The organism is Coprococcus sp. TF11-13, from assembly GCF_003481085.1.
GTDB lineage: Bacteria > Bacillota > Clostridia > Lachnospirales > Lachnospiraceae > Coprococcus > Coprococcus aceti.
Genome location: NZ_QUKK01000007.1, coordinates 464 through 19927, shown reverse-complemented (window position 1 = coordinate 19927; position 19464 = coordinate 464). Strand labels below are relative to the sequence as shown.

Genomic DNA, 19464 nt, shown 5'->3' with positions numbered 1-19464 from the left:
AGAGTTGGCGATCGTGTTGCAGAGATTTTATGATAATTAACATTCCCGGAACATGGTTCAGTGTTTGATATGAAACCATAGGGAATTAAAACTAAGTGAAAAAGTGCAGTAAGTTTTAATTTGAGGAGGCAAATCCGTGGAAAAAGGAATGAAACTACTTGTGATAGATATACAAAAAGGAATAACAGATAGTAGACTTTTTAATTTTGAAGCGTTTATTGATGATACTATAAGAATTATAAAAGCAGCTAGAGATAATCAAATAGAGGTTATCTATTTTCAACATGATGATGGACCAGGAACGGGGTTTTCAATCGGTGATGAAGACTTCGAAATTGCAGAACAAGTGATTCCCAAGGAAGGGGAAAAGATATTTATAAAAAATATCAATAGTTGTTTTGGAAATAAAGATTTTACAGATTATGTTAAAGATGATAATACATTAATGATAGTGGGACTACAGACAAACTTCTGTATAGATGCAACTGTGAAATCTGCTTTTGAAAGAGGATATAAAGTAATTGTTCCACAAGGGGCAAATTCAACATTTGATAACGACTATATGACTGGAGAAGAAACATATAAATATTACAATGATATGATGTGGCCAAAGAGATTTGCTACATGTGTATCCGTTGATGAAGCAATTAAATTGATGGAAAGTTAAATCGGAATTTGGAGGTAAAAAGCATGATGAAGCTCGATAATTTTATTAATATGATGACGGGACACTTTAATAACAAAGAGCAGTTTGATAATATGCAGAGAGAAGGGAAAACATATCCTTATGCAGAACACATTAATACAATCTGTAATGAGAAAATTTTAAACCTTCCTAAAGATTTTAATGGTAAATTTGTTGTTGAAGAAAGCTACTATGAGACAAATGGTAAACGCCATGCTTCCCCACATCTTTTCCTTATTACAGAGAAAGAAGACGGAATTGTGTTGTATTCTTATGAAATACCAGAAGGAGAAGATAAAAGTACGTTTTCATATGATTCTATGAAAAATGCTGACTACACTGAATTGAAAAAATCTGAAAAATTCACTCCGGCGCTCTATCATGAGAAAGATGGAATCTGGGAAGGAGGCAGTACAAGCCAGTTTTCACCGGTAATGACATTTAAGCTTTGGGAAAAGTTTTCTGATAGTTGTCTGGAGGTATCTGAAAGCATGGAAGTTAATGGAAAGAAAACTTTTGGATATGATGAACCAATTATCTATAAGCGAGTATAATCCAAGAATGAAATATTGCGATAAATTCCAGTAAGCTGGTGTGTTTAACCGAGAGACGAATTTGATTTTTACTAATTGTTTATGTAAAGGAATGCCTTGTGATTATATCTGCGATAGTTGTGTAATTGGACAAAAGAGAGCAAAATATGTCGGGACAAAAATATGCTTTGGAGATAAGATGTGTTTTGTAGGAAGGAGTAAATAAGCATGAGCTGGTTGGAAGATATCACTTCATCAATCAAATATATTGAAGGACATCTTACAGATGAACTTACTCTGGAAAAAATTGCTGCAAAGATTAATCTTTCGCCATTTTATTTTCAAAAAGGGTTTTCGATTCTTTGTGGAATTACGGTATCCGAATATATAAGAAATAGAAGATTATCACTTGCCGGCAGAGATTTGCAAACAGATGGTGTTAAGGTTATAGATGTAGCAATGAAATATGGCTATGATTCTCCAGACAGCTTTACGAAAGCCTTCACCAGATTTCACGGTATTACGCCTGCACAGGCGAAGTCCGGAGACGGTGAACTCAAAAACTACCTTCCTCTAAAAATACATGTATCTATGAAAGGTGGATTTGAAATGGAATGTAAAATTGTTAAAAAACCGGCATTTACTGTTGTCGGAAGTGCCAAAATTATTAAAAATGAAGAAGGGTATAAAGAATGCCCACAATTTTGGACAGAGCATTATGAAAAGGGAAACGGTAAGTATATTTGTGGTATGTATGGAATCTGTTTAGATGATGGAGCACCGGAAGGATTCTTCAAGTACATGATTGCTGATGATTATATCCCTTCAAAAGACATACCGGAAGAATTTGAAACGGTAGTTATTCCTGAAAATACATGGGCAGTATTTCCATGTAAAGGATCTATGCCGGAAGCGTTACAAAAAGTGAATACAGAGATTTTTAAGGAATGGCTTCCTGGGAATAGTGATTATGAAATTGCAGGAATGTATAATATAGAATACTACACCGCACCTTGTGATTATCCGAAAGGAAATCAGGATGAGAATTATTATTGCGAAATTTGGATGCCGGTGAAATCAAAAGAACAGTAGATTTTAGAATAATTAGTTAAATTCTTGCGAGGATATGATATGAATAAGGCCAAAAGAATAGTAGATAATATGGATTCTGAAAATGCATTTGCGGTTTGTTCGGAGATTGGAATTATTGATGAAAATGCAACACCGCTTAAGCAGGCAAGATATATTAATGAGCTTTTAAATACCACTGAGAGTATGAAGATATATATGACTGATACTATGCGAAAATGTGGTGGGTGCTGCTTGTCAACCAATGCTATAAAAATAGCAAAAAAATTATACGCTAAATCTAACGATATAGCAGAATTTTTGAATCTTCTGAATGAAGCAGATATTGGCGGAAGGAACTTACATATTTTTGATGGAAAGATTATTGCTGTATACAAAAAATGTTATTGTAATATACCTAAAAAAGTTGAGCATATGAATAAAAAGTATTGTGAATGTTCTGCTGGTTGGTATATGCGATTGTTCTCTGAGGTTTTTGAAAAGAGTGTAACAGTTACTATTGTTGATACAATTGTCAATGGAGCTTCTGAATGTGTATTTGAAATATCAGATTATGTATAGACAGACAAATTTCAGTTGATATTTCACATATTTTAGGAAATTTAATAACTGTTATATTTAATTATCAAATTCTTCGCAAACCCTTGAAAATACTAAGTTTGTAGCAAGTGAGCTTTCCCTTACTCTTTCCCTTGTGTTATATTCTCACATTGGTTTTCATGAACCTTAATATGGGAAAAAATAAGGGAAAGAAAATTTCATAACACAGTATAACAATAACGACATGGTGAACTGATTGAAATGTTTTCGATATTTAACTCTATAACTGATTATTAAAAGAAAATGGAGATAAGATACGATGAGAACAATTTATGCAGAATACAACATAAATCACGATAGTATTGATGTTTACACAAGTGCCGGATATATGCTTCGCATTGATTGCTGGAAAGCTGAAAAAAATCTAAAAACCACATACGGATCAGAATGTGCGCTTACTTCATTGGCTGTGGATGAGCCTTTGGAATATGCAAGATTATATCTTGAGGGTAATTTACAGATGTGGGTAGATGCAGAAGACTCACTAGAGTTATAATCCTTATCCATATAAATAATATGCAAATATATATCCCATCAATATAGCGAATATACTGAAATAAAAGTATCTTTATAATCAATTTTAACCAAAAGAATATGTTCTTAGAGGAGGTGTCTCCCGAAAGAACATATTCTTCTATTATGGGTAATTATAAATATAGAACATGCTTTTCTTGTGCTACAATTTCTTCACTATGAGTTACAACAATAACTGTTTTTCCCTGTTCACTTAACTCATGCAATATATTCATAACAATCTCACTATTTTTTTTGTCTAAGGAACCAGTTGGTTCGTCTGCTAATACAATCGAACATTTCTTTAGCATTAAACGAGCTAACGCAACTCTCTGCTGTTCGCCACCAGATAATTGATAGACTTTTTTGTTAATTACTTTCTGTAAACCAACTTTTTCAAGAGCTTCATTTATTGAAATATCCGTTCTACCTGATTTTTTTATTATTTCTAGATTTTCTTTTACTGTTTTGTTTTCCAAAAGGGCAAAATTTTGAAATAAAAATCCAACAACTTCTTTGAAATATTTCTGCTTTTTTCCTTTTTTTGCCACATCAAAACCATTCACAATAATAGAACCTTTGTCAGGAGTTTCAATACCTCCAATCATATTAAGTAAAGTACTTTTTCCGCATCCACTTTCGCCACTAATTACCAAAAAACGGCTATCTGGAATTTCCAAATGAAAATTTTTGAACAAAATTTTATCATTATATGCTTTGCATAGATTTTCAATTGTTATCATAAGCAACCTCCTTTTAATGATTTCGGTATGTTTGTTTTTTCAACAATTGTGATATTAAAGAAAATAATTGTAAATTCTATTAGTGCCATAAATGAACTAACAAGAATGCTAATTCCTACTTCAGTCTGTACCGATAATAAAGAATAGATAAGCATACCTACTAATATCACAAAATTTTCCACTACAATCATTTTAAGAAGTGTTTTGTGCCGTTCAAATAAACTATATCCAAAGATTTTCATCAAGGAAATTTTCATTGCATTTTCTCGGAACTCTAGTCTACTTACTGTAACAATAATCATAATATTTAAAAGCAATACAATCGTACAAAGAGAACTTAAAAATCCCACGAGTTTTATTAAAAATGTGTGATTATATAAATACTGTTCATGTACGTTTGTAATTACTAGCTGATAATTTCCAAGCATATCTTCATACTTTTTGCTGATATTTCTTAGCTGTTTTTCATCACATTGAAATAAAACTGCTCCTGCTTTATAGCTTTCAAGATACCCACCATTGACTGCTAAATCTTTGTTTGCCTGATAAATAATTATCGGATTTTTGCTTTTTTCGATACCATTTATTCTACTTGTATCTAAATAGGAAAAGTATTCTGTTTCGCTATACTCTATGTACTGAATATTTAATTGTTGTAAATTATCATGATTTAAAACATGGCTCAAGGAGTCATAGGCTAATTGCTTGTTTTTAGCAAAATATCTATTCTTTGGAATGAAAATAATCAAATCAGAAGATTCATTCTCTACTGCATTTATCTGCTTCGTAAAACCTTGTAACATATCTTTTGCATGATTATTTACATATATCACATCATTTTTATCATTTAAAATATTCAAGCATATTACAGGCTTTAATGTGTTATATTCATTCTTGTATAGTTTATTCCAAAAAGCTTCTTCTTTTTCAGCATTAAAATCAGTAGTCTTTACGGTAAAATAATTTGCATCATAATATTCTTCTAACAAATGTTCATTTGTAAATAGGTTATTATGAATACTACTAATATTAGTGGTAATTGTAAAAACAGCGGCTACCCCTGCTATAAATTTTAACGAATAAATTAAAAAATCCACTCCTCTTTTGTGTGTTGCATTTGCGAATGCCTTTCTAATATCAAAAAAGCAAAAAGAACAATATGGAATAGTGGAAAGAATAATTCCAATGGAATATAAAATTGTGACGAGTCTATTCTCATATGCTCCCGATATATAATTTGACAGCAATATTTTTGCAACAATAAATAATGCAATGTCAAAAGTTACATCGAATAAAGCAGCCTTAAATGCTATGAAACCAGCACTTTCTCCTAAGGAAACTCGTACAACAACCTCTTTTTTTCGCCTAACCACTTCAATTACATTTAGAACAATCATCAATGCAATAATCATACCCCATATAATAAAAATCATGTCCTTTTCCGTAGAATTCCAATATTCTGGATAAGTTAAGCTATATTTTTCTGATAATTTCTGATATGCAGAGATAATATTGTCCTCATTTCCTATGTATGAGATAAAGTTTTCATAACCCACAGAGGTACTTTGCAATTCTGAGAGATTATGAAATTTTACTTTCGTAATTCCGGAAACTAAAGCGGTATATTCTGATTCTTCTATGTTTGCAGTATTTTTTAATGTTTGTCTGATTACTTTATCATCGCCATAAATATGAAGTGTTGAAAGGTATTTATTATTGATTTCATTGTACTGAGAAAAAATATGTACATCATTCTCCGTTGCAGTTTCTGATACATCTTTCAGAAACTGCGACATATCTTCACTAGCAACTTCATAGCGTGATGACGTAAAATATGCTGTAGAAAAGTTCCAAAGCTGATCTTGAAATATTTCAGATTGCATAAGTATTCCAAAAATCAGGAAACAAAACAAACATAAGTTTTTAATTGCTTTCATTTATTTCAACCCCAGATTCCATACTTTATTTGCTTTTTCAAATATCGTAGTCAATATTGTGCTATTTTCATCAACAATCCATTGATCTTCTTGATCTTCAGCTTTTTTGCTACTTGACAACATAATTTGAGTATTCAAATCCTTATAGTCATTAAATAGCACGCCTTGACTTATTCCTTGGTGAAATGGTTTTATCCAAATAATTAGTGCATATCGAACATCTGACTCAGCTATCGCAAGATTTCCATTCCAAAGCAAATAATCAGGGACAGACACACTATACTGGAATCCATCTTTATCTGTGTAAATTTTTACTCCAGATTCTTCTATTTCAGGGAAGTCTTTCTGAAATTCGTTATATGGTTTATAACTCCCGAAGTACCAAAATAAATTATAGCAACAGAACAAAATAACCAAAACAATTCCTATATATTTTATTTTTTTCTTCATTTATATACACTCCACAAAAAAGAGTGGTTGGAATTTCAACCACTCAGCCATTATCCCGAACCTTTGTTTAGTAGCTATTACCGTAGGTAATACTATTTCCTTTATGAGCAACCTCAATTTTAGACCAATTACCTTTACCAACATTTGAACCCGAAAAAGAACCATTTCCATTCTTGACATATGCGTAATGATCTTTAGTTGAATGATATGCGTGTGCATAATCTTCATTAATAGCAAGAGTATTATAACCATAAGTCAAAACACCTTTTCCGCCATCAGATGTAGTGCTCAATTCCCACTTTTTATCAAATGTCTTATTCCCGTTTGTAACAGAAAATGCCATTACTGGAATTGATGAAGAAATTAACATTGCACTAATAGCTACCCCTACAATCACTTTCTTTGCTCTCATAAGTTTTACCTCCTTTGATCTGCTGTATTTCTATTTATATTTTATCAAATATTTTGTATCAAGTCAATCAGTATCTTGACTTATATAGCGTCGAATTGTAAGATATATTCCTTGTAAAATTAACCAAAAGAACAACAGATTTATTGATAATGCTTTTTTAATTACTTCTCCAAAATAAATGATGACAGCCGCACTTGTCAGTATCATCAGTAGGGTAATAACATCCCAACAGTTTTTCTTATATAATTCTATAACCTTTATTTCTATCAGTATTGCCAGTATCCCTGTCCCTGCCACACATATTCCAACAACCAATATCATCAATAACCAATATATGATTCCGGCTATAATCTCATTTGGAATTTTTGTGCTGATTTGTGCCACAGATTGCCCGGCATCAATCGTCCAACCGATAAAAGTTTGTATGAATGATGCTGCATCATGGAAGAATGATTTGCAATCGGAAAGGAACACATCTGACTGTACTGCCTGAAAAAGAGTGGTTGTCAGCGAATACCATGCAAGAAGGAACAAGGTTGTTTGGAACATTACCGTTTTTGCTTTATATTGTCCTGCAAGTTGCTCTTTTTGTGTTTCGTATCTTGCTTTTGCATTCTGATAGGCTGTCCGGTCACAGGCTTCGCATTTTTTATAGAGTACCGGCTTTTCTACCGGTATCTCTACGATTTTCTGATGTGTCCGGGCATAATCCCGTTGTTGTGTTAAGCATCGTATTTTATCTTGACATTCCTCTATCGTGACGTTTGCGCTTCGCAGCTTCTCTTTCTCGCTCCGCAATGCTCTGTCTGCCAGCTTCAAGTCGTTCTTTAATGCTTGAATATTCCCGGCTCTGTTCTCTTTGTTTAATTTCTCGTTCAAGGTCAGAGATTCGTTGAGCTGCGTCTTCAGTTCCACGATAAGCTGGTCTTTCTGTTCCAACTCTTCTTGTATCTCCTCGGTCAAGAGCAGAAGTTCTTCCAACTGTTCGGCGTTCTTTAATTCTCTGGATTCGTTCATCTATATCACGTCCTTTCTCTACCTGCTGTTCCAGTTCAGCAATTCGGTGTTCTGTTTCAGTAATAAACTGTTTTCGCTGTTCAGCTTCTGTGCCAATATCTGCCATTGCTGATTTTCGTTTTCCAAAAGTTCTATCTTCGTTTTCTGTTCTTCCATCTTGGAAAGTAGTTCCTCGGTATTTGGCAAAATGTTGAGCAGCTCGGATAACTCGCTGTTTAATTTTTGCAATTTCTGATTCTGTTCCTGCATAAGAGAGAGTTGGGTGTCCCGGTTCTGCATTTCCAGAAGCATTTCTGCCATTAAGGTCTGCTGTTCTTCGATTTGCCCAATCATGGACTCCATTAAGGGTATAATTTCCCGGCTTTCTTCTAATGTCATTTAATCGCTCCTTCCATAATGATAATGCACCTGATACTTTCCCAAAGGTGTCCAGTATCTTTTGCAATAACGTGTTTTGTTGTTTTATGATTTGATTTTCCGCTACTTTCCACGAACCTTTTATTTCCTGCCCGGCAAGAAACTTTTGTTCAATCTTTCTTGCGTCAGCACCTTCATGGATGGTAGGAATCTGGAGTTTTCCCTGCTTTTCGTAAGAACGGTGATCGACCTGATTATGCAAAGGCAGATGTTCATTACACACCTTTGCCCACTCGCTCCGCCACAGTTCACAGTTTTTTGGATTGTTCCATCCCGTAGCATCGGTCAGTACCCGTTTCCATTGCAGGCGGTTTCTTGCACCAATCTTCTGGATTCCGTTTTCATCTAATACAGGGATACGGATTCCATGACGGTCAGGGTTTTTCTTATCCTGCCACCAGTTCGGATGGGATTCATCAATCACGATATTTCCGCTTTTATCTCTGACAAAATCCCAATCTTTGACTTCTTTCTTCCCCCAAGAATGATCCGGGTTAAAAGGGCGCATTGTCAGAAGCAGATGGACATGAGGATTGCCATCCCCTTTGTCGTGGATACTCCAATCAGCACACATTCCCTTATCCACAAATGTTTTTTTGATATAGTCGGCTGTATATTGAATCTGTTCCTGTCTGCTCCATTCTTTGGGGAGGGCAAATTCAAATGACCTGCCAAGTTGGGCATCTGCACTTTTTTCAATCTTCAATACCTCATTCCATAACCGTTGTTTCTGAAATGTGATTTTAAATTTTTCTAAAGCAGCTTCTTTATCTTCTGACCTTTTGTATCGGACAGATTTTTGAAAGCGTTTTATATTTTCTTCTGGTACTATCTGCCATTCAGGAGGTGCGTTTTCGCACATCATCAGACTGGTGTAGACCACTTCTTTTTTAGAAGTGTAATAACTGATTCGCCCGGTTTCCTCGTTTTTCATCACATCCCCATTGAGATATGCGGAAGCGGAGATAACAGATTTCCCTTTACTTCGTCCGACTATTTTGATTGTGTAATGAAAAATCGCCATGTCTGGATTCCCCCTTTCTGCACATCCGGCATAGATTTCCGGCAACATTGCTTTCAGTTTTAGAAAAAGCAGTATTGCCGGAACGCCCTCTGCGTAAGAGTGCCCTGCGCATAGCAGCCTGCATGGAATGCGCCCCTCTGGCGAAGAGTGCCTCCTGCGGCATGAGCAGGTCTGGCTGAAAGCCCCGCCGACGGAACGAGCCCGGCAAGCGTGAGCGAAGACCGGTTGCCACTTGTGGCAAACTTATTGGGACGACCTCTGGTTGTCCATAAGTGCGCCCTTCATGAAAAAGCAATGAAGGGAATGAAAAACTCATCCCCCCCCGCCATTACACTTCCTCCATATCGGTATGTGTTTCTTTCTGCATTGCCTTTGAAAAAAATTTCCCATTGGCTTCCTGCTTTTTCAGAAAACCAATCAGCTTTGGGATGTCCTCTTCCTCGATAGGCGCACCGAGAACGGATTCCACCGCACCGCCAACCTGACAGAGCCTATGGGTTCGTTTTTTACTTTCTTCGGCTTTCTTTCGTTTCAGAAGTTCTTTCTTCTGTGCTGCATATCGTTTTGCTTTTTCAAGGCTTTCCTGTTCCTTCTTTTCCATTTCAAGCATTCGTTCTTCATAACTTTTTGTTGATTTTGCCATGATTACATTCCCCTTTCTTTTACAAACATAAGTTCTCGGTTGCGTATCAGAAGAAGCACATGGTATAATCTTCTTGCGTGTAGGTATATCATGGCTTCGGTCTGATAGAACCTTTGGCGGTTTCTTTGGAAGCCGCCTTTTTAATTTGCCGCAGTTCTTGTTACGGCTTTTACATTTCCTCTATCCCTCAAATCACGACCTTCATTCGCTTCCATAAACATTTCCAGAATATCGGTTTTAATCAGGACTTTGCGACCAACCTTTAATACTGGAAGTTTCTTCCATTCTACAAGCTGTCTTAAGGTGTTTCTGCCGATTCCCGTATAGTCAGCAGCTTCTTCGATGGATAATGCAATTTTTCTTTGCGTCATATAATCACCTCCTTATAAATTGCATTATGCAATTCTTGTGATGTAAGTATATCCTTTTCATATCTTTTTGTCAAGCGTTACGAAATATTAAAAATAATTTTTAAGTTGCATATTGCAATTACAGAAAAACAATGCTATAATTCATACATACCGAAAAAGGAGGCAGTCAGCATGAAAGATAAAGAACTACGCAAGCTGATAGGCAGCAGAGTAAAACAGCGCCGTCTGGAATTGAATCTGACACAGCCTTATGTCGCAGAAAAGATGGGTGTTACCGCTTCTACAATCCTGCGTTATGAGAATGGTTCGATTGACAATACGAAAAAAATGGTGCTGGAAGGTCTTTCGGAAGCACTCCATGTATCTGTGGAATGGCTCAAAGGGGAAACAGATGAATATGAAACCGACATTACGGATAAGAGAGAGTTACAGATTCGTGATGCGATGGGAGATATTCTGGAACAGTTACCGCTTGCCCTTACCAAAGAAGAAGATGCTTTTTCAAAAGATTTATTACTGCTGATGTTAAAACAATATGGTCTGTTTTTGGATTCCTTCCAGTTCGCCTGCAAAAACTTCAAGGGGAATGCTGGTCAGACGGATATTGCCAAAACAATAGGGTTTGAATCGAATGATGAATATAATGAGATTATGTTCTTAAGGGAAATCACTCACACCATCAATGCTTTTAATGAGATGGCAGACGTTGTAAGGCTCTATTCCAAGAAACCAAAAACAGCAGAACAAAGGCTTGCAAATCTTTTATCAGAAGTCTTATACGAAGATTCCGAATCGGTATAGTAAGACAACCGGAGTTATGATATACTTACACGCACGAAGCATTTCATCAGTTCCGATTGTCTAATATCGAAAGGAGACATACGATTATGGCAAAAGGATCTGTAAGAAAAAAAGGAAAGAAATGGTACTACCGCTTCTATGTAGAGGACGCAAGCGGCAATCTTGTTCAGAAAGAATGCGTTGGAACAGAAAGCAAAAGTGAAACTGAAAAGCTGCTCCGTCAGGCAATGGATGATTATGAGAAAAAGAAATTTGTTGCCAAAGCGGAAAATCTCACAGTCGGACAGCTTTTGGATGTGTGGGCAGAGGAGGAATTAAAAACAGGTACGCTCAGCAATGGTACGGTGGAGAATTACCTCGGAACAATCCGAAATATCAAGAAACACCCATTGGCAGAACGGAAACTGAAAAATGTAACCTCTGAACATTTGCAATCCTTCTTCGATTTGCTTTCCTTCGGGGGAGTTCATCCCGACGGAAAAGAGAGAAAGGGTTACAGCAAAGATTATATCCATTCTTTTTCCGCAGTCATGCAGCAGTCCTTCCGTTTTGCAGTATTTCCAAAGCAGTATATTACGTTCAATCCCATGCAGTATATTAAACTGCGGTATCAGACGGATGAAGTGGATTTGTTTTCCGATGAGGATATGGACGGAAATGTCCAACCAATTTCACGAGAAGATTATGAAAGATTGCTTGCTTATCTGCAAAAAAAGAACCCAGCCGCAATACTTCCAATCCAGATAGCCTATTATGCCGGGCTTCGTATTGGAGAAGCCTGCGGTTTGGCATGGCAGGACGTAAATCTGGAAGAACAATGCCTTACCATAAGACGCAGCATCCGATATGATGGCTCAAAGCGCAAATATATCATCGGACCAACCAAGCGGAAAAAAGTAAGGGTTGTTGATTTTGGAGATACACTGGTAGAGATTTTCCGTAATGCCCGGAAAGAGCAGTTAAAAAATCGAATGCAGTACGGAGAACTTTATCACACGAACTACTACAAAGAGGTCAAAGAGAAAAACAGAGTGTACTACGAATATTATTGTTTAGACAGAACAGAGGAAGTCCCGACAGATTATAAAGAAATTTCTTTCGTCTGTTTAAGACCGGATGGTTGTTTGGAACTTCCAACTACTTTGGGGACTGTTTGCAGAAAGGTGGCAAAAACATTAGAGGGATTTGAAGGCTTTCATTTCCACCAGTTACGTCACACCTATACAAGCAACCTTTTAGCAAATGGAGCTGCCCCAAAAGATGTGCAGGAATTGTTGGGACACTCAGATGTCAGTACCACAATGAACGTCTATGCTCACTCCACAAGAGATGCGAAACGAAAATCAGTTCGGCTTCTTGATAAAGTGGTGGGCAATGACTAAAAAATTTCCCTTATTTCCCTTGTGATTATCTCATAAGGGCAAAAATAAGGGAAACTACATATCATTTCACTAATGGACAGGCGGGAAAGCCTATAAAATGGGGAAAGTTAGAGGAATAATTATATAAATTTCAGTTTTTGAAACTGAGAAATCGGAATTTGTGAGGGAAAGAAATGAAGAAAAATACTCCAAGCGATGATGAAATAAAGAATTATAGCCATAAGAAGATGACATTGCCATTGATGGAACATGCTTCTGAAGAAATGAAGGAACCTGTATGGAAGCTTGTTAAAAAGTTAGCGTCTTATGCTCGTGTACCGGGCGCTATGTCAGATTTTAAGAAAATGGCGGTGTTCGCTGAGGATGATGCAATTGTCGATGTAGTTCTGGATACATTACAGGATATGAAATATCCTTTTAAAAACACAGATTTTATACCGGATATCATGGGCTATTATTACTCGATTGCATTGATTTCGCAAAGCATGCATAGAAGGGAAGAAACGATTAAGCTGTTCAATGAGCTTGTTGATTATGCAATCAGTATTAAATCTAACAGCGCATTGCCACTTGCGAGAAATATGGATGTTTTGTCAAAGGAATATCCCGATCTGTCAGATTTATTTGAAAAAGCAAAGACTATCTATAGATTTGATGCAATAGATAGTATAAAAGAAAGGGTGCCTATACAGGTCAATAAGCTTTATCACGATTATACAAATGCAGATAAAATAGAAGCAGAATACATTAATGTTGAAAATCCTGAGGATGGTAAGGTTTTTGTCGAAGTGGATGAAAATGGATATGTCGTAAGAATAGTAGAAAAGGGGAAAAACATTTATACAAAGATATTTAAACATTATAGCTATGACATGATTAATTATGCGATAGTCAGAGATGTTTTGTTGAGAAAACACATGGAAGAAATGCGAATCAATGATATTGCGGATGCAAGAGTTGTCGAAGCTACGAGAACGGATCTTAAGAAACTGTATAGTGATATTGAGATATCTGTAAATAATAAGGAGTTTGCATATATATTAGATGGGCATGAAAAATTCAATAATACTGATTTACCGAAGGATGTCCAAGACTTTCTGGAAGAAATATATAATGATGAAGACTTGAAAGATGCATTTTTCGATTGTGATATTGAAATCTATGATGAGGCATGGGTTAAGGATCTTGAGGAGGATGATTCGTGGTTTGAAGATCTTATGGGATCGGGAGAATCCAGTTATAAGAATATTAAACCGTTTGCACGTGACGGCTTAGGTGGATTATGGGTAGTGTTAGATGATGAAATGATCGGATATATCGGTACAGAGGGCGAATGTGGAATCATAGCCCGCAATATAAATGAGTTCATGAATATTGTTGCGGTACAGAGAGGATATATAGATGATTTCTGTAATGCTGATATATTAAAATCTGTGGATGCATTTATAGAGGAATATGAAGAACCTCGTGATTCAGATTATAATAGGGAATTTAATAGATTTATAAAGAAGCATGGTTTTACTAAAGATTTAAAGAAAATATATGAATATATTATAAAAGGAGTCACAATAAAACCGTTTTTCCAAGTTGTCGCTACAGATGATGAATATGAAGATTCCTACTCAATACTTGGAAGCGATGATGGACAAGAAGCATTGGAGTCTCTTATAGAGATGCTTGAATAAGTTTGGGTTATTTCCTGTTTTAGGTGGAAAGTTGTAAAATAACTCGATAACTTCCAGTTTTTGAAACTGAGAAATCGGAATTTGTAAATGAGGTGAATTTATGATGTTACATTCATATCCGTTATTAATATCTATATATAAGGGAGAGGGACGAATGTTAATTGTTCCGCTTATTGACCATATTGCAGGATATTCGATTGATTCAGATTGGTTCATAAATTTATCAGATTTGGACAATGCTGTTTCTGTCGGTGAAGGTGTAAAAAGTGCTATTGATTACATAAGAAACAGTCCTTTATCTTCGCTGACGCCTAATGAGCGAAAAGAAAATGCTGCATGGAAGAAAAATACGAAATATAGAAGCCGAGTATCTTTTTGGAAAAATAATCATTATGTTCGTGTTAAAATCACTGAAGATAATCAGTATATAATACATTCGATGAAAAAATCACATAAAAGACAATATGCATATGATGAAATCATCAAAGAATTTATACTATTTGCTGATGCAGATGCTGAGGAAATAGGCAAAGCGGTTATTGAGTCTTTTATGGAATCAGAACGATATTACAACATGGGTTAGAGTTTGGTTGTAATAATATATCATACATGATATTGGGAGCTTATGCTGAGCCTATAAGTATAAATTACAGGAGGGTTCAAATGGGATTATTTGATAGATTTAAGAGGACATCAAAGGAAAGTTTATTAGGATATTTGCAAAATAGCATTTCAGATAATTCTAGTCTGGAACACATAGTAAGCGTGTTTGAAGAGATGTGTAATATGCCACTTAAAGAAGATATGATTTTATTTGAAACAGGAACCTATTCTTTTACAGGAAAACCTATGTTTAACTTTTCTTTGGTTAGACAATTTCCTAATGATGAGGAAGAGTATTATCAAATTCACGTGGATGTGTTATATATTCCAACGGAAGAAAATAAAGATTTTCAACGAACTATATGGAATGAGGACATTGAAGAAGATATATTCAGCTATATCAAAAAGACTCCTGAGTTTAATTTCTGTAAAGATAAGGTATTCAGCAAAATAGAAATATATTTGGATGAAACCTAACGTGAAAATCGGAATTTATCAAGCTGCTAATTTTGAAAACTTCTTTGAAAAACTATTGACTCCTACGCAACGTAATAGTTTACGATATGTTTATCGAGAGGAGGAAATGACAATGATGACAGTGAATGAGGTAAGTAAATTAACAGGAGTGAGTATACGCACTCTGCAGTATTATGATACCATTGGTCTCTTAAAACCTATTGAATATACAGAGTCAGGTTATAGGTTGTATGACGATACATCCTTGGAAAGGCTGCAACAAATTTTACTGTTTAAAGAATTGAAATTTCCGCTTAAGGAGATTAAAAAGATAATTGATGCCCCTAACTTTGACAGGAACAAAGCATTAGAGCAGCAGATTGAATTGCTAACTATGAAAAAAGAGCATCTTGAAAATCTTATTAGTTTCGCTCGAGGAATAAAAGGAATAGGAGTGAAATATATGGATTTTAAAGTATTTGATACAACAAAGATTGATGAGTATTCTAAACGAGCAAAAGAACAATGGGGACAAACCTCTGAGTATAAGGAGTTTGAAGAGAAAACAAAGAACTGGACGAAAGACGATGAAGCTACTGTTGCAAATGAGTTTATGCAATTATTTGTTGAATTCGGACAAATGAAAGAAATGGATCCAGAAGATGAACAGGTGCAGTTGCAGGTAAGGAAACTTCAGGATTACATTACAGATCATTTTTATATATGTTCTGATAAGATTTTATGCGGTCTTGGAAGAATGTATGCCGGTGGAGGAGAACTTACGGAAAATATTGATGATGTTGGAGGAGTTGGCACAGCAGAGTTTGCAAGTAAAGCTATTGATATATTTTATATGAGCAGAAGGTAACTTCCAGTTTGGAGAATTGAAAAAAATGGAATTTACCTATTAAGACATGTAAACTGTTGACAATAAAGCTCCTATATAGTATGTTTTTAATAAACTACTATATAGGAGCTTTTGTATGGAAATGAATGGAGGATTTCTTGTCACCAAAATAAAACAGCTTGGAGACCGGATTTTCGAGAAGATTCTCAGTGAAAAGAATATTGATGCATTTAATGGAGCTCAGGGGCGTATTCTTTATGTGCTGTGGCAGGAGGATGGTATCTCAATCAGGTCACTCTCGACTAAATGCGGATTAGCGATAACATCTCTTACTACGATGTTGGAAAGAATGGAAAATCAAGGGCTGATAAGCCGTGTTCAGTCTGAAACGGACAAAAGGAAAACACTCCTGTTTCTGACTGAGAAAGCACATGCCTTGAAGGGCGAGTACGATTCTGTATCTGATGAGATGGGCAGTATTTACTACAAAGGTTTTTCAGAGGAAGAAATTACCCAGTTTGAGGAATGCCTAGACCGCATCAGAAAGAATCTTGAGGAGTGGCAGAAGTCATGAGTATTTGTATCAAAGATCAGATTCAGAACATGAATATCGTCATTGGCTGCACAGTGGGGTGTACATATTGCTATGCCCGCAACAACGTGAAACGCTGGCATATGATTGATGACTTCTCTGACCCTGAATTCTTTCCGGGTAAGCTCAAGATGATGGAAAAGAAACGTCCGAAGAACTTTCTTCTTACCGGGATGAGCGATCTCTCCGGATGGAAGCCGGAATGGAGAGACGAGGTATTTGCAAAGATCTGTGAAAACCCACAGCATCAGTTCCTGTTCCTTACCAAGCGACCTGATTTGCTGGATTTTGATACCGATCTGGAAAACGCATGGTTTGGCGTTACGGTGACGAGGAAAGCAGAACTGTGGCGTATCGACGCCCTTCGGAAAAATGTCAGAGCAAAACATTACCATGTTACCTTTGAGCCGTTATTCGACGATCCCGGCACAGTTGACCTTTCCGGAATCAATTGGATCGTTGTCGGCACCATGACCGGAGCTCAGAGCAGGAAGATTCATACGGAGCCGGAATGGGCATGGTCTCTGGCGGACCAGGCACATAAGCTCGGCATTCCGGTGTTTATGAAGGAAGACCTTGTCCCTATCATAGGGGATGAAATTATGATTCAGGAAATGCCGGAAGAATTTAATAAAGTGTTAGAGGAACAGAAATCATGGAAGAAGTAATAAATGGAATCCTCATTCGTGAGGTGGAAACAAAGAACATCATGACTAAGTCTAGTCTGCCGGTAGGCGGTTACTCGGTCAATCCCTATGTAGGCTGTACACATGCCTGCAAGTATTGCTATGCTTCTTTTATGAAGCGCTTTACCGGGCACAAGGAGGAATGGGGCACTTTCCTTGATGTGAAGCATTGGCCGGAAATTAAAAATCCGAAGAAATATGCCGGACAGCGGGTGGTCATCGGTTCTGTGACAGATGGCTACAATCCACAGGAGGAGCAATTCGGGAATACCAGAAAACTTCTGGAGCAGCTGATCGGCAGTGACGCAGATATTCTGATCTGCACAAAGTCGGATCTTGTGGTACGGGATATTGATCTGCTGAAGAAGCTTGGACGTGTAACCGTTTCATGGTCGATCAACACACTGGATGAAAATTTCAAGAACGATATGGACTTTGCTTCGAGCATTGAGCGCCGTATCGCTGCTATGAAGCAGGTGTATGAAGCAGGTATCCGTACAGTTTGTTTCGTATCCCCGGTATTCCCTGGTATCACGGATTTTGAAGCAATCTTTGAGCGGGTAAAGGATCAGTGCGATCTGTTCTGGCTCGAAAATCTCAATCTTCGAGGCGGTTTCAAAAAGACAATTATGGATTATATCGCCGAAAAATATCCTGATCTTGTACCACTTTACGACGAGATCTATAACAAGCATAACCGCAGCTACTTTGAAGCACTTGAAGTAAAAGCTGAGAAAATGGCTAAGAAGTATGATTGTGCCTTTGTGGATAATGAAATGCCTTATGGCAGAGTCCCGCAGGGACATCCGGTGATCGTAGATTATTTCTATCATGAGGAAATCCGTGGGACAGAGAATACCGGAAAAAGAAATCGTTAATCTAAACGAAAATTAAACTGATGATGGTGGAGAGATTTATTTATCGCCATTTGAAATCGAGAAGTTCTTGTTTGAAAAATTGAGAAATCGTAAAATTGAAAAAAAAGGAATGCACAGTTCTTAGCTTATCGGGAACTGTGCATTTTTGTAAATAAATACTTTTAATTAGCCGATTACGGCGTCCTCTGCTGTAAAATGTTTCAGAGAATTTTCTTTTACCTGAATGCAGATATAAGTAATTCCGGAAATATCGGATGCAAAAAACTGACGCTTTGCAGCAGGTGCGATTTTTATCCAGTCTCCAGTTGAAAGGCTGATTTCTTCTCCATCAATTATGGCCTTGCCGTTACCTGAAAGAATTCCATAGATTTCTTCATTTTCTTTATGAGAATGAACAAATGGGACATTTGCTCCTGCAGGTAGTTCGTTTAAACTGATTTCTGCACCTGTTAAAGACAACTTTTCATGCAGCTCAATTCGGTTTTCCTTTCCAATAGTTGTTTTTGTGTAATTTGCCATAATAACCTCCATAGTTAATTTGTAGTTTCTGGTTGCTTGGTATTAGTATAGTGTGAGACACATACAAAAACAAGTACGCACCTTTTTGTAACTGTGCACTCAAAAATGAATGTGTTACAATAGACTCGGAGGTGAGAATTATGCGAGCAAAAGAAGAATTACCGGAATGCCCAGTTGCAACAGCAGTATCTCTCATCGGAGGAAAATGGAAATTGCTGATTTTGCGTAACTTGAAAGAGCGTCCATGGAGATTCAATGAGCTACTACGAAGTATAGATGGTATTTCACAAAAGGTTTTGACAGATAGTTTAAGACAAATGATGAGTGATGGGCTGGCATATCGCCACGATTACCATGAGCAGCCACCGAGAGTTGAATACGGCTTAACGGAACTCGGAACAAAAATGCTTCCAATTGTTAATTCACTTGCTGACTTTGGTAACTACTATAAATCAATTATTGAACAAAATTAAGGACGTTAGTATTTGAAAAACTCGAACAATTCCAGTTTTTGAAACTGAGAAATCGGAATTTGTGGAGAGATTTCCTGAACTTTCCTTATTTTTCAAGGCTTACAGCCT

24 protein-coding genes are annotated in these 19464 nt (G+C 36.5%); 15 read left to right on the top strand and 9 right to left on the bottom strand.

Annotation, left to right across the window (positions count from 1 at the left end; translation table 11 throughout):
• Window positions 1-148: 148 nt before the first annotated feature.
• From DXD11_RS11460 to DXD11_RS11440, 5 genes are all read left to right on the top strand, one after another.
• A complete protein-coding gene (locus DXD11_RS11460; protein WP_118235345.1) occupies window positions 149-667 on the top strand; it encodes a cysteine hydrolase family protein in 519 nt (172 codons plus the stop codon).
• A 23-nt stretch (window positions 668-690) separates the two neighbouring features.
• Window positions 691-1239 (top strand): hypothetical protein, encoded by a 549-nt coding sequence (locus DXD11_RS11455; protein WP_015554548.1) that lies wholly within the window; start codon window positions 691-693, stop codon window positions 1237-1239.
• A gap of 207 nt (window positions 1240-1446) precedes the next feature.
• Window positions 1447-2310: an AraC family transcriptional regulator gene (locus tag DXD11_RS11450; RefSeq protein ID WP_117551434.1), complete on the top strand. Its 864-nt coding sequence runs from the start codon at window positions 1447-1449 to the stop codon at window positions 2308-2310.
• 39 nt (window positions 2311-2349) lie between these two features.
• Window positions 2350-2868, top strand: coding sequence for a DUF6144 family protein (locus DXD11_RS11445; protein WP_118758421.1), 519 nt, complete (start codon window positions 2350-2352; stop codon window positions 2866-2868).
• Between the two features lie 298 nt (window positions 2869-3166).
• On the top strand, window positions 3167-3403 hold the full coding sequence (locus tag DXD11_RS11440) for a DUF6061 family protein (protein ID WP_004843528.1): 237 nt from the start codon (window positions 3167-3169) through the stop codon (window positions 3401-3403).
• A gap of 151 nt (window positions 3404-3554) precedes the next feature.
• Here the strand turns inward: DXD11_RS11440 and DXD11_RS11435 are convergent, their stop codons facing one another.
• From DXD11_RS11435 to DXD11_RS11395, 8 genes are all read right to left on the bottom strand, one after another.
• A complete protein-coding gene (locus tag DXD11_RS11435; protein ID WP_005608342.1) occupies window positions 3555-4163 on the bottom strand; it encodes an ATP-binding cassette domain-containing protein in 609 nt (202 codons plus the stop codon).
• Complete coding sequence (locus tag DXD11_RS11430; protein ID WP_005608344.1) at window positions 4160-6100, bottom strand: DUF1430 domain-containing protein; 1941 nt, start codon at window positions 6098-6100, stop codon at window positions 4160-4162. Before DXD11_RS11430 ends, DXD11_RS11435 begins: the two co-directional genes overlap by 4 nt.
• Window positions 6101-6550 carry a hypothetical protein gene (locus DXD11_RS11425; protein ID WP_004843525.1) on the bottom strand — a complete coding sequence of 150 codons (450 nt, stop codon included), beginning with the start codon at window positions 6548-6550 and terminating at the stop codon, window positions 6101-6103. It abuts the gene before it with no gap.
• A gap of 67 nt (window positions 6551-6617) precedes the next feature.
• Window positions 6618-6962, bottom strand: a complete 345-nt coding sequence (mdcF, locus tag DXD11_RS11420; RefSeq protein WP_005608346.1) for a broad-spectrum bacteriocin mediterrocin MdcF — start codon at window positions 6960-6962, stop codon at window positions 6618-6620.
• Window positions 6963-7025: 63 nt separating this feature from the next.
• Window positions 7026-7760: a DUF6040 family protein gene (locus DXD11_RS11415; RefSeq protein ID WP_005608347.1), complete on the bottom strand. Its 735-nt coding sequence runs from the start codon at window positions 7758-7760 to the stop codon at window positions 7026-7028.
• Window positions 7699-9420 carry a MobA/MobL family protein gene (locus tag DXD11_RS11410; protein WP_040893156.1) on the bottom strand — a complete coding sequence of 574 codons (1722 nt, stop codon included), beginning with the start codon at window positions 9418-9420 and terminating at the stop codon, window positions 7699-7701. Before DXD11_RS11410 ends, DXD11_RS11415 begins: the two co-directional genes overlap by 62 nt.
• Window positions 9421-9748: 328 nt before the next feature.
• A complete protein-coding gene (locus DXD11_RS11400; protein ID WP_005608351.1) occupies window positions 9749-10063 on the bottom strand; it encodes a hypothetical protein in 315 nt (104 codons plus the stop codon).
• A gap of 140 nt (window positions 10064-10203) precedes the next feature.
• A complete protein-coding gene (locus DXD11_RS11395) occupies window positions 10204-10434 on the bottom strand; it encodes a helix-turn-helix domain-containing protein (protein WP_004843519.1) in 231 nt (76 codons plus the stop codon).
• A gap of 171 nt (window positions 10435-10605) precedes the next feature.
• Here DXD11_RS11395 and DXD11_RS11390 point away from each other — a divergent pair, with 171 nt between their 5' ends.
• The 9 genes from DXD11_RS11390 to DXD11_RS11350 all read left to right on the top strand — a co-directional run bounded on the left by DXD11_RS11390 (window position 10606) and on the right by DXD11_RS11350 (window position 18364).
• Window positions 10606-11235: a helix-turn-helix domain-containing protein gene (locus DXD11_RS11390; RefSeq protein WP_005608353.1), complete on the top strand. Its 630-nt coding sequence runs from the start codon at window positions 10606-10608 to the stop codon at window positions 11233-11235.
• An 86-nt stretch (window positions 11236-11321) separates the two neighbouring features.
• Window positions 11322-12617, top strand: a complete 1296-nt coding sequence (locus DXD11_RS11385; RefSeq protein WP_005608354.1) for a tyrosine-type recombinase/integrase — start codon at window positions 11322-11324, stop codon at window positions 12615-12617.
• A 173-nt stretch (window positions 12618-12790) separates the two neighbouring features.
• Complete coding sequence (locus DXD11_RS11380) at window positions 12791-14302, top strand: SMI1/KNR4 family protein (protein WP_117551463.1); 1512 nt, start codon at window positions 12791-12793, stop codon at window positions 14300-14302.
• 154 nt (window positions 14303-14456) lie between these two features.
• A complete protein-coding gene (locus tag DXD11_RS11375; RefSeq protein WP_118758420.1) occupies window positions 14457-14885 on the top strand; it encodes a contact-dependent growth inhibition system immunity protein in 429 nt (142 codons plus the stop codon).
• An 80-nt stretch (window positions 14886-14965) separates the two neighbouring features.
• Window positions 14966-15382 carry a hypothetical protein gene (locus tag DXD11_RS11370; protein WP_118758419.1) on the top strand — a complete coding sequence of 139 codons (417 nt, stop codon included), beginning with the start codon at window positions 14966-14968 and terminating at the stop codon, window positions 15380-15382.
• Window positions 15383-15494: 112 nt separating this feature from the next.
• On the top strand, window positions 15495-16229 hold the full coding sequence (locus DXD11_RS11365) for a MerR family transcriptional regulator (RefSeq protein WP_118758418.1): 735 nt from the start codon (window positions 15495-15497) through the stop codon (window positions 16227-16229).
• Window positions 16230-16344: 115 nt separating this feature from the next.
• Window positions 16345-16782 carry a radical SAM mobile pair system MarR family transcriptional regulator gene (locus DXD11_RS11360; protein ID WP_055274716.1) on the top strand — a complete coding sequence of 146 codons (438 nt, stop codon included), beginning with the start codon at window positions 16345-16347 and terminating at the stop codon, window positions 16780-16782.
• Window positions 16779-17468 (top strand): radical SAM mobile pair protein A, encoded by a 690-nt coding sequence (locus DXD11_RS11355; RefSeq protein WP_117551453.1) that lies wholly within the window; start codon window positions 16779-16781, stop codon window positions 17466-17468. The genes DXD11_RS11360 and DXD11_RS11355 overlap by 4 nt, the downstream gene beginning before the upstream one ends.
• Complete coding sequence (locus DXD11_RS11350; protein ID WP_118758417.1) at window positions 17456-18364, top strand: radical SAM mobile pair protein B; 909 nt, start codon at window positions 17456-17458, stop codon at window positions 18362-18364. Before DXD11_RS11355 ends, DXD11_RS11350 begins: the two co-directional genes overlap by 13 nt.
• A gap of 165 nt (window positions 18365-18529) precedes the next feature.
• Here DXD11_RS11350 and DXD11_RS11345 read toward each other — a convergent pair whose 3' ends face one another.
• Window positions 18530-18883: a cupin domain-containing protein gene (locus tag DXD11_RS11345; protein ID WP_015530645.1), complete on the bottom strand. Its 354-nt coding sequence runs from the start codon at window positions 18881-18883 to the stop codon at window positions 18530-18532.
• A gap of 140 nt (window positions 18884-19023) precedes the next feature.
• On the opposite strand from DXD11_RS11345, the gene DXD11_RS11340 reads away from it, so the two are divergent.
• Entirely contained in the window at window positions 19024-19356 is a 333-nt protein-coding gene (locus tag DXD11_RS11340; RefSeq protein WP_015534088.1) for a winged helix-turn-helix transcriptional regulator, read from the top strand.
• Window positions 19357-19464: the final 108 nt, after the last annotated feature.